Below are 10,820 nucleotides of genomic sequence, written 5' to 3'. Positions count from 1 at the left end.
GATCATGGATCAAAAATGGTTGCTGGTATAACTTTGGTCTTGCGTAGACGGAAGAGGGGGCAGTCGCCGCTGCGATCCAGCAGGGCGGGGAGGTGCGTCGACGCGGCGAGCGCCGGAAGGCGGACCAGCGCGGGACCAGGCGGCACCGGCATGCCCACGCGGGGCGGCACATCACACACCCCCAGCATCACGACAGCCAGTTCCACCCCAGGAAGAATCGCGAAAGGGCAAGTGAAGCCGATGAGCGTGCTGGACGAAGGGATCGCCTCCTTCCCGCTGGAACAGCAGGCCGCCGAAACGGGCTCCTCGGACCCGGAGCACAACGAATTCATTCAGGCCGTCACCCACGCCGAAGACATCGACGATTTCGACATGCGTCACTTACGGTATTTCCTGACCGTGGTGCGTGCGGGGACCGTGTCCGCCGCCGCGCAGGAGCTGCACATATCCCAGCCGAGCCTCAGTCAGCAGATCAGGCGGCTCGAGCGGAGAATCGGTGCGTCGCTTTTCATCAGGAGTTCTCGCGGTGTCGAATTGACGGCGGGCGGTCGGGCGTTCCTGCGGGAGATCCAGGGAATACCGGGCCAGTTGCGGACCGCCATCGCGGCGGCCACCCCGGCCCCCCGCGCGTGGCCGGTCGGCGTGTGCGGCGGAGTGCCGGCCGAGGTGCTCGCCCAGGTGCAGAACGGCCTGGTCGGCTGCGCCCGTACCCGCCAGGACCCGGGGCGGCCGCGCCTGCGGATGCGCTCCGTCGGCACGGTGGACCAGCTCGAACTGCTGCGACACGGCGAGATCGAGTTCGGCATCGTCCGACTGCCGTGCCCGGCGCCCCACCTGGTGCGGGCCGTCGTCTGGGACGAGCCGCTCGGGATCGTCATGCGCCCGGACCACCCCTTGGCCGCGCAGACCGCTCTGACCTGGGCGGACCTCGCCACTCAGCGACTGCTCTGGTACGAGCGCGGGTGCGCCCCGGGTTACGCCGAAACGGTGCCGGCACAGCTCGCCGGTCTCGGCTGGAACGCCCGGCTGCACCCCATCGACCACGACCAGCAGGCCCTGTTCGTGCACGCGCTCCAGACGACCGCCGATCTCGTGGCACTGCGCCCCCGACTCGCGGTCCAGGGCGATCCCCAGCTCACCTGGCGCCCCCTGCCGGCCGGCGCGGCCCCGCGTGAGCGGCTCGCGGTGACGGCTCTCAGCGGCAGTCGCGCGGCCCACGTCCTCAGCCGCGTCGCCGCCCGACACGACTGGCCCTACCTCCCCTGACACCCGTAGACACACCACACACCGGCGGATGGCCCGGAGCTCCCCCAGCTCCGGGCCATCCGCTTTTTCCGCTGTCTCCGGGCGCCCGCCTGCCACCGCCGTCGAGAAGCGTCTTCCTTTATACGGAACGATTAAATCCGGAGTCATAGGCTCCGCGTGATGGCAGCCACGCGCTTTCCGTCTTGGACCCGGACGGCCTTCGGTATCTAGTCTTCAGAACGTGAAAGCGGCCCGGTTTCACCGTCACGACGGGGACCAAAATTCATCGCGTGAACATCGCGATAATTCGGGACGCACATCGCCTGCATCAACCAGTCATCTCCGGTCTTTCGACCCGGAGGAACCGAAAGGAATCGGGGAAAAGTGATCTCGACGAAGCTGACGGAGCTCCTGGGAATCGACCATCCGGTCGTGTCCGCGCCGATGGGCTCCGTCTCCGGCGGACACCTCGCGGCCGCCGTCACCCAGGCCGGGGGTCTCGGCCTGGTGGGCGTCAGTTACGGAGACCCGGCCTTCATCGACGAGCACGTGGCCCACGCCGCCGAGCGCGGCGGCGTGTGGGGCGTCGGCTGTGTCATGTTCACCTTCGACGAGCGGCCCGGCCTGTGGGACAAGGTCCTCGGGTACGCACCGCCGGTGATAGCCCTCTCCTTCGGCGACCCGGCGCAGGTCCGTCGTTACGTCGAGTCCGCCGCTCGGACCGGGGCACAGGTGGTGGTGCAGGTGCACGACACCGAGCAGGCCACCGTGGCCCTCCAGGCCGGCGCCTCGGTGCTCGTCGTGCAGGGGTCCGAGGCGGGCGGCCACCACAAGACACAGTCCACGCTGCCGCTCGTCCCGGCCGTGCTCGACATCACCCAGGGCACCGTCCCGGTGGTGGCGGCCGGTGGGTTCGCGGACGGCCGAGGCCTCGCGGCCGCGCTGGCGCTGGGCGCCGACGGCGTGATGATGGGCACCCGGTTCGCCGCCACCGAGGAGTCCCTGGCCACCACGGGCTTCAAGACGACGCTGGTGTCGGCGTCGACCACCGACACCGTCAACACCCGTGCCTTCGACGTGGTCCGCGGTATCCCCTGGGACACCGTCTACCAGGCCCGGTCGGTGGGCAACGACTTCACCCACACCTGGACCGGCCGCGACGCCGAACTCGCCGCACAGCGCGCGGACGTCGAGCCCGAGTGGGTCGCCGCCGTGGCGCGCGACGACACCAGCCAGCGCGCGATGTTCGCCGGCGAGGTGCTCGACCTGGTCCGGGACATCCAGCCGGCCGCGGCCGTGGTGCGCGACACCGTCGCCGAGGCCGAGGCGGTGCTCGCGCGCCTCGCAGGCCTCACCGCCTCCTGACCGTCCCCCGCCCCCGCTTCCCCCACATCACGTCCCCCCACACCCCGTCCCCACACCCCGTCCCCCTCCCCTCCTCAACTCCCCGCGGAGATCCCATGATTCACATCCTGACCCTCACCTACCTGGCCGCGTCGGACGTGGTCGCCGCGCACCTGCCCGAGCACAAGGCCTGGCTGCGTGACCACGCGGACAAGGGACGCATCCTGCTGAGCGGTCCCCGCCCGGATGGCGGCGCGGTCATCGTGACGGCCGACCTGGACGACACCCAGGTCCGCGAGCTCGTCGAGAGCGACCCGTGGCACGTCCTGGGTCTCGTGTCCTACGAGCGGACCGCCTTCGAGGCCCGCCGCACCAGCCCGGGCGTCGTGACGTCGCCCGAACCGGACGCCGGCGTCCTGCTCATCAACGTGGCCACCACGAACAACGCCGCCGAGACCGTGGACACGCTCGCCTCCGCCGTCGAGCACGTCGCCGCCACCGCGGACGGCTTCCTCGGGTCCCGCCTGCTGACCAGCGTCGAAGGCGACGCGGTGATCAACCTCGCGGCGTGGTCGGACGAGCAGCGGTTCGCCGCCATCTTCGACGACTCCGAGTTCAGCCGCCGCTACAAGGCCTTCGCCGAGACGACGACCGGAGCCAAGTTCCGGCTCTACCGCACCAGCCGGGTCATCACGCCCGCCCGCTGAGCACCCCCACCCCTCCCCATCCGCCTTCCCACCGGCCAGGAGCCACCTTGTCCACCTCAACCACCCACGGTACCTACGACCTCGTCGTCGTCGGCTTCGGCGCCGCCGGCCTCTCCGCCGCCCTGTCCTACGCCGAGGCCACCGACGGCCGCGCCACCCCCACCCGCATAGCCGTGCTCGAACGCGCCACCCAGGAGGAGCGCGGTGGCGCGACCCGCTGGACCGGCGCCTTCCTGCGGATCACCCAGGACCGGCGTCTGGACACCGACTGGGCCGAGCACATGGGCCGGGTCTCCGCCGGCCTCGCCGACCAGGAGTACTGCCGCACCGTCGAGCGGGAGACCCCCAGGACCCTGAGCTTCGTGGAGAAGCACGGCGTCGAGATCGCCTTCGAGGACTTCCCGCTCCCGCACACCTTCGACGGCGGCACCCCGTCCATGACACCGCCCGCGAGCCCCCGGGGCGGCGGCGCCTCCATCGTCGAGCACCTCGGCTCGGCCCTGGAGAACGACCCGCGCGTCGACATCCGGTACGAGACGGAGGCGCTGCGCCTGACCACGGGGGAGGACGGCACCGTCGACGGTGTCGTGGTGCGCGGCGCCGACGGCCGCACCCAGCGGCTGAGCGCCCGTGCGGTGGTCCTGGCCTGCGGCGGCTTCCAGGGCAACACCGAGATGCTCACCCGGTACGTCGGCGACCGCGCCTGCGACCTGCCGCTGATCGCTCCCGGCATCGCGAACAACCGGGGCGACGCGCTGCGCATGGCGCTGGAGCTCGGCGCGGACACCGCCGGCCAGTTCGACGGGATCCACGCCGAGCCGGTCGACCGCCGCACCCGGCAGGCCGACGCGGTGCTCTACGGATTCAGCACCGGCATCTTCGTCAACGGCCGGATGCGGCGCTTCTTCGACGAGGGCCGCGACACCTGGGACAACACCTTCGAGCACGTCGGTTACGAGATCTGGAAGAACCAGGACCAGGAGGCGTACTGGATCGCCGACGGCAAGACCCTCGCCATCCCCGGCATCATGAACTCGCTGCTCAGCGACGTGCCGCCGGAGCAGGCGGACACCCTGGAGGCTCTCGCGGGCAAGCTCGGCATCGACGCCGAAGGCCTGGAGAAGACCGTCGCCGAGTTCAACGCCGCCGTCGGCCCCGGGGAGTTCGACCCGTCCGTCCTCGACGGCAAGAGCACCGTCGGCATCGAGCCGCGGAAGTCCAACTGGGCCACGGCCCTCGACACCCCGCCGTTCATCGGCGTCCCGGTGACCGCCGCCATCTGCTTCACCTACGGCGGCGTCCGCACCGACCTCGACGGACGTGTCGTCACCCCGTCGGGAACCGCCATCCCCGGCCTGTACGCCGCCGGCGAGGCCACCGGGCTCTTCTATCACGCCTACCCGCCGGCCACGTCCGTCCTGCGCTCTTTGATCTTCGGGCGCCTCGCGGGCACGCACGCCGCCGTCCAGCAGTCCCTCTGACCCGAACTCTCATCAGTTTCCCGGAGGATCCATGCGTACCGTCAACATCGATGTCACCCTGCGCGACGGGGGATATCGCAACGGCTTCAACTTTCCGCTCTCCTACGCCCTCCAGCACGCCAAGCTGAGCGTGGAGGCGGGCTTCGACTGGATCGAGATCGCCTACCGCAAGGGCTCGTTGCTGCCGGCGCCGGACCTGGGACTCACCGGCCGTGGCGACGACGACTACATCGCCGCGATGGCACGGGAGGTCGGTCCCGAGCGGATCGCGATGATCCTCCACCCGAAGAACATCACGGACGACGACCTGCCCGCGATGTACGCGGCGGGCGCCCGGCTCGTACGGATCATCCTGCCGGCCAAGGGGTACGAGGCGGGGCTGGCCCGCATCCGGCAGGCCAAGGAGCTCGGCTTCACCGTCGGCGTCAACTTCGCCCGGATCAGCCAGTGGACGGGGCGGGACGTGGTCGAGGTGGCGACGGCGGCCACGGACGCAGGCGCCGAGTTCGTCTACCTCGCCGACTCCAACGGGAGCCTTTCCCCCGTCGACACCACCGACCTCACGACCCTGACGAAGTCGGTCACCGGCCGGCCGGTGGGGCTGCACGCCCACAACAACCTGGGGCTCGCCCTCGCCAACGCCATCAGCGCCGTCGCGGCGGGCGCCACCTGGATGGACTCCTCGATCCAGGGCATGGGCAAGGGACCGGGCAACCTGATCGCCGAGCAGTGGCTGGCGCACCTCGACCGGACCGACGCCGAGGCCGCGGGCCGGCTCCACCTGGGGCCCGCCCTGGAACTGGCGGACCTGCTGCTCCGCACCATCCCGGAGGGCGCACCGTCGCTCCCGCTGCCCGACCTGGTACTCGGCCGCTACGACCTGTCTGTGGAGCACCGCAAGAACCTGCTGGGCGGCCACCGGGAGGGCATCGCCACCGCGCGGACCCTCGCAGCGGTCCAGTGACGGTGAGGCACACCGCACTGCCCGTGGCGACGGCGGTCTTCGGACCGGAGGCCGCCGTCGCCACGGGGCACGCCCTCGTCCTCGCCCCCGTCACGCCCACCTGGGACGAAGGCGCGTTCTTCACCCCCGTCATCGAGGTCCTGGCCGGTGCCGGCCTCCGGGTGACGGTGGCGGACACGCTGTCGGTGTGGGACGGGACGGTGGGGTCGATGGCCGACTTCACCGCCCGCTGGCGGGAACTGCTACCGGGCTTCGGCCCCGTCGACCTGCTCTGCGGGAACGCGCTCGGTGGCGCCGTGGCCCAGGCGCTGCTCCCCGAGGTCGGTCCGGCCACCGCGGCCCTGCTCGTGTCGGGTCCCACGCGTACGGACGCACTCCTGGAGGCCCGGCTCGGTGAGATCGCCGACCTGGCCGCCTCGGGGCGCCCTGGCGAGGCCCTGGCCCTGCTCAACCGGCGTGTACTGCCCGTCAGCTCGGCTTCCGAGCGGGACGCCGGCCCGACGCCGGAGGCCGACGAGGCCGCCGGCCGGAGACTGGTCGCCGGGATGCGCCTGCTGCGCGGCATCAACCTCTCGCCGGCCGTACTGGCCCACCCCGGACCACTGCTGCAGATCGTCGGAGAGCAGTCCCAGCTCGTCACTCGGCGGCACACCGCCGCCGCGCCCCATCACGAGGTGCACGTCGTCCCCGGGACGGGCATGCGCCCCCACTTCGAACAAGCCGCACATGTGTCCGCCCTGATCGGGGCGTTCCTGCGGGAGAAGGGACTCCAATGAAGAGCGTCGCCGTCCTTCCGGGCGACGGGATCGGGCCCGAGGTCGTCTCCGCCGCCCTCGACACCGTCGAACGGCTCGGCCTGCCCCTCGACCTGCGCTTCGGGGAGATCGGCTGGGAGTGCTGGCGCCAGGAGGGCGACCCGGTGCCGCAGCGCACCTGGAAGCTCCTGGAGGAGACCGACACCTGCCTGCTCGGCGCGATCACCAGCAAGCCGCTGCGCGAGGCCGAGGCCGAACTCGCGCCCTCGCTGCGGGGCCGGGGACTGACGTTCGTATCGCCGGTCGTACAGCTGCGCCAGCGGCTCGGTCTGTACGCGAATATCCGTCCCGTCACCGACCTGGACCACGGACGGTTCGACTTCACCGTCATCCGGGAGAACACCGAAGGGCTGTACGCCGGCCTCGACTTCCACGGGCTGGACCCGGCACTGTGGAACGTGGTCCGCCACCACCCCAACGCCGAGGCGTCCGGCGCCGAGGACACCAGTGTCACGCTGCGGCTGCAGACCCGGTTCGGCATCGACCGGCTGCTGCGCTACGGCTTCGCCTACGCCGAGGCCCACGGGCACCGGCTGCTCACCCTCGTGGACAAGCCGAACGTCCTGCGCAACAGCAGCGACCACCTGCGCCGGCGCCTCGAGGCCATCGCGCGGGAGCACCCCGGGATCGAGACCGAGATCCTCAACGTGGACGCCGTCGCCCTGTGGATGGTGCGCCGACCGGAGCGGTTCGGCGTCGTGGTCGCCGAGAACATGTTCGGCGACATCCTCTCCGACCTCGGCGCGGGCGTCATGGGCGGGCTCGGCCTCGCGTCGAGCGGCAACATCGGCGACCACGGCAGCTACTTCGAGCCGGTCCACGGCAGTGCGCCCGGCATGGCGGGTCAGGGCAGGGCGAACCCCATGGCCATGCTCCTGACCGTCTCCCAGATGCTCGACCACCTCGACATCCCCGTCCCGGCGGAGGAGTTGCGCCATGCGGTACGGGCCGTGGCCCGGGCCCGTACGACGGTCACCTACGACCTGGGCGGCAGCGCCGGCACCCGACAGGTGGCCGAGGCGGTGTCCCGCCGGCTGACCTCACAGCAGGCCGGATCGGAGACCGGAGCGGCGGAGGGCGAGGCGCCCGAGGTCCCCGACGACGTCGTGGACCGGCTGGCCCGGCTGGACACCGCGTCGGTCTCGGACGCGCTCGACAGCCTCGGCGTCGGCGGTGTCCTGGCGGGGATCGCTCCGCGCGTGCCGGGAACCAGGGCGGCGGGACGCGCGTTCACCGTCACCTACCGGCCGGTCGACACCCGTGCCGACCGGGGATTCCGCAACGCGGCCAACTACCTGGACGACGTGCCCGCGGGCTCGTTCGTCGTGGTCGACAACGCGGGCAGCACCACCTGCACCAACTGGGGCTCGCTGCTGACGGCGCTGGCCCAGCGGCGCGGCGTACGAGGCACCGCCGTGCACGGTTCGGCCCGCGACATCTCCGAGATCCGCGCGGCCGGCTACCCGCTGTTCAGCACGGGCGCCACGATGGTCAGCGGAAAGAACCGCGTGGAACTGGCGGCGACCGGCCGGGACGTCGCCGTCGGCGAGGTCACCGTGCGACCCGGCGACATCGTCGTGGCCGACGACAACGGGGCGCTGGTCGTACCGGCCGCGCACGCCGCCGAGGTCGCCGACCGGGCGGAACGCGTCGAGCGGACCGAGGCGGCGATCGCCGAGGCCGTCGCCGGCGGACTGCGCCTGGACGAGGCCCGCCGGCGGTTCGGGTACGCCGACCCGTGGAGCGACCGCTCCGAGCGGCCCACCCCGTCTCATGCCTGACCTCGCGCACCGCGTGGTGGACGTCCACTATCACGCCGGGCCCGACCTCTACCGGCGGCGGCTGACCTCCACCGGTGCCGGTCTCGCGTACGCGGCGGCCGGGGGCTGGGTGGTGCTCAAGAGCCACCTCAGTTCCACGGCCGCCCGTGCCTGGGAAGCCCGCCAGGACGGCCTCCCCGTCTCCGGCTCGGTCGTACTCAACGACCTGGCCGGGGGCGTCGTGCCGCGCGTCGTGGAGCAGGCCGTCTTCGCACACGGACCGGACAGTCCGGCCCGGCTCGTCGTACACCTGCCCACGCTGGTCGGCCCCGCCCATCCCTCCGGACTGCGGCGGGCCTCGTTCCACCCCCGGCTCGACGCCGATCAGTGGCGCGGCGAGCCGGTGGTGGACCCCGAGGGGCGCCTCGCCCGGGGCGCGAGCGACGTGCTCCGCGCGGCCCGCGACCTGCCGGTCGTCGTGGCGACCGGACACTGCGACCGGGACGCGACCCTGCGGGTGATCGACGAAGCGGTACGGGTCGGCACGCCACGCCTGTTGCTCACCCACGCGACCCACCCGATGTCGGGCTTCACGCCGGCTGATCTCACGGAGCTGGCCGACGTACCCGGGCTGTATGTCGAAATCACGGCGCTCACCTTGCTGTTGGGCCACCGTGACGCCCGACACCTGGGCGAGGTCGTGCGGGCCCACCCTCGGGTGGTGTTCAGCTCCGACCTCGGCCAGCCGGACCAGCCGGACGTGGCCGGGTGGCTGGCCGCGAGCACGCACTGGTTCGACGAGGCGGGCCTGACGGCCCGGCAGATCGTGGCGATCACCCGGTCCGGCCCCGCGGATCTGCTGACGCCGTGAGCGTACGGGCCGACCGACGCCAGGACCTGTCGACGGTCGACCCCGTGAGCGGACCTTCACCACCCCACCCAGGAGCAGCGATGAACGCCCCGACCTCCCACACCGCCCTGCACGACGACATCCGACGCCTCCGCGACCTCCTCGACGACACACTCGTCCGGCAGGAGGGCGCTGGACTCCTGGAACTCGTCGACACCGTACGTGAGTTGACCCGCAGCGACGGCGAAGCCGCCGCCGAGCTGCTCGGCGGCATCGACCTGGAGACCGCCGCCAGACTGGTCCGCGCCTTCTCCACCTACTTCCATCTGGCGAACGTCGCCGAACAGGTGCACCGCGGGCGTGAGTTGCGCGCGGAGCGGGAACGCTCGGGGGCCGCCCTCGCCCGCGTCGTGCGCCGGGCCGCGCGGGAGGTGCCGGAATCCCTCGCCTCCGCGGTCGAGAACCTCCATGTGCGTCCGGTGTTCACCGCGCATCCGACGGAGGCGGCCCGTCGTTCCGTGCTGAACAAGCTGCGGCGGATCGCGGAGCTCCTGGAGACGCCGGTCGGCGCATCGGACCGGCGCCGGCACGATCTGCGCCTGGCCGAGAACATCGACCTCGTCTGGCAGACCGACGAGCTGCGGGTGGTGCGGCCGGAGCCCGCCGACGAGGCGCGCAACGCGATCTACTATCTGGACGAGCTGCACGCGGGCGCGGTCGGCGACGTCCTGGAGGACCTCGCGGCCGAGCTGGAGCGCGTGGGCGTCGAGATCCCCGCCGGCACCCGCCCGCTGACCTTCGGCACCTGGATCGGCGGCGACCGCGACGGCAACCCCAACGTCACCCCCGCCGTCACCTGGGACGTGCTGATCCTCCAGCACGAACACGGCATCAACGACGCCCTCGAGCTCATCGACGAACTGCGGGGACTGCTCTCCCACTCCATCCGCTGCACCGGCGCTTCCGATGCCCTGCTCACGTCACTGGAGCACGACCTGGAACGCCTCCCTGAGATCAGCCCGCGCTACAAGCGGCTGAACGCCGAGGAGCCGTACCGCCTCAAGGCCACCTGCGTCCGGCAGAAACTGGAGAACACCAAGCGCCGGCTCGCCGAAGGCGCCCCGCACGAGGAAGGACGCGACTACCTCGGCACCGCCGAGCTGCTCACCGACCTCACCCTCATCCAGACCTCCCTGCGCGAACACCGCGGCGCGCTCTTCGCCGACGGCCGCATGGACCGCACCATCCGCACGCTGGCCGCCTTCGGCCTGCAGCTCGCCACCATGGACGTGCGCGAGCACGCGGACGCCCACCACCACGCGCTGGGCCAGCTCTTCGACCGGCTCGGCGAGGAGTCCTGGCGCTACGCCGACATGCCGCGCGACTACCGGCAGCGTCTGCTCGCCAAGGAACTGACCTCGCGCCGACTGCTCGGACCCGCGGAGCTCGACGCCTGGGGCGAGCGGACGCTCGGCGTCTTCCACACCGTGGACAGGGCCCTGGACGTCTTCGGTCCCGAGGTCATCGAGTCGTACATCATCTCGATGTGCCAGGGCGCCGACGACGTGTTCGCGGCCGCCGTCCTGGCCCGTGAGGCCGGGCTCATCGATCTCCACACCGGCTGGGCGAAGATCGGTATCGTCCCGCTCCTGGA

General features: G+C 71.7%; 9 protein-coding genes. All 9 read left to right on the top strand.

From position 1 onward, the window contains the following. Positions 1 to 240 precede the first annotated feature (240 nt). Positions 241 to 1,266, top strand: coding sequence for a LysR family transcriptional regulator (locus ACGFYY_RS30250; protein WP_393714220.1), 1,026 nt, complete (start codon positions 241 to 243; stop codon positions 1,264 to 1,266). Between the two features lie 363 nt (positions 1,267 to 1,629). After that, the gene (locus ACGFYY_RS30245; RefSeq protein ID WP_393714218.1) at positions 1,630 to 2,610 is read left to right on the top strand and encodes an NAD(P)H-dependent flavin oxidoreductase; all 981 of its coding nucleotides are present in this window, start codon (positions 1,630 to 1,632) and stop codon (positions 2,608 to 2,610) included. A 95-nt stretch (positions 2,611 to 2,705) separates the two neighbouring features. Beyond that, a complete protein-coding gene (locus ACGFYY_RS30240; RefSeq protein WP_365274200.1) occupies positions 2,706 to 3,296 on the top strand; it encodes an antibiotic biosynthesis monooxygenase in 591 nt (196 codons plus the stop codon). 47 nt (positions 3,297 to 3,343) lie between these two features. Beyond that, entirely contained in the window at positions 3,344 to 4,777 is a 1,434-nt protein-coding gene (locus ACGFYY_RS30235; protein WP_393714216.1) for an FAD-binding protein, read from the top strand. A 31-nt stretch (positions 4,778 to 4,808) separates the two neighbouring features. Continuing rightward, positions 4,809 to 5,741, top strand: a complete 933-nt coding sequence (locus ACGFYY_RS30230) for a hypothetical protein (protein WP_393714214.1) — start codon at positions 4,809 to 4,811, stop codon at positions 5,739 to 5,741. A gap of 2 nt (positions 5,742 to 5,743) precedes the next feature. Then, the gene (locus tag ACGFYY_RS30225; protein WP_393714212.1) at positions 5,744 to 6,517 is read left to right on the top strand and encodes an alpha/beta fold hydrolase; all 774 of its coding nucleotides are present in this window, start codon (positions 5,744 to 5,746) and stop codon (positions 6,515 to 6,517) included. Next, positions 6,514 to 8,337 (top strand): isocitrate/isopropylmalate family dehydrogenase, encoded by a 1,824-nt coding sequence (locus ACGFYY_RS30220; protein WP_393714210.1) that lies wholly within the window; start codon positions 6,514 to 6,516, stop codon positions 8,335 to 8,337. The genes ACGFYY_RS30225 and ACGFYY_RS30220 overlap by 4 nt, the downstream gene beginning before the upstream one ends. Beyond that, positions 8,330 to 9,187, top strand: coding sequence for a DUF6282 family protein (locus ACGFYY_RS30215; protein WP_393714208.1), 858 nt, complete (start codon positions 8,330 to 8,332; stop codon positions 9,185 to 9,187). Before ACGFYY_RS30220 ends, ACGFYY_RS30215 begins: the two co-directional genes overlap by 8 nt. A gap of 80 nt (positions 9,188 to 9,267) precedes the next feature. Then, on the top strand, positions 9,268 to 10,820 hold a 1,553-nt coding region (locus ACGFYY_RS30210), incomplete at its 3' end, for a phosphoenolpyruvate carboxylase (protein ID WP_393714206.1).

This window comes from Streptomyces sp. NPDC048331 (assembly GCF_043201215.1).
In the GTDB taxonomy this organism is placed as follows: domain Bacteria; phylum Actinomycetota; class Actinomycetes; order Streptomycetales; family Streptomycetaceae; genus Streptomyces.
This window is presented reverse-complemented; position numbering and strand designations above follow the sequence as displayed.

Excerpts from the sequence above, each read along its gene's own strand:
- ACGFYY_RS30250 (WP_393714220.1), top strand. The coding sequence starts at position 241 with ATGAGCGTGCTGGACGAAGGGATCGCCTCCTTCCCGCTGGAACAGCAG.
- ACGFYY_RS30240 (WP_365274200.1), top strand. The coding sequence starts at position 2,706 with ATGATTCACATCCTGACCCTCACCTACCTGGCCGCGTCGGACGTGGTC.
- ACGFYY_RS30230 (WP_393714214.1), top strand. The coding sequence starts at position 4,809 with ATGCGTACCGTCAACATCGATGTCACCCTGCGCGACGGGGGATATCGC.
- ACGFYY_RS30220 (WP_393714210.1), top strand. The coding sequence starts at position 6,514 with ATGAAGAGCGTCGCCGTCCTTCCGGGCGACGGGATCGGGCCCGAGGTC.
- ACGFYY_RS30215 (WP_393714208.1), top strand. The coding sequence starts at position 8,330 with ATGCCTGACCTCGCGCACCGCGTGGTGGACGTCCACTATCACGCCGGG.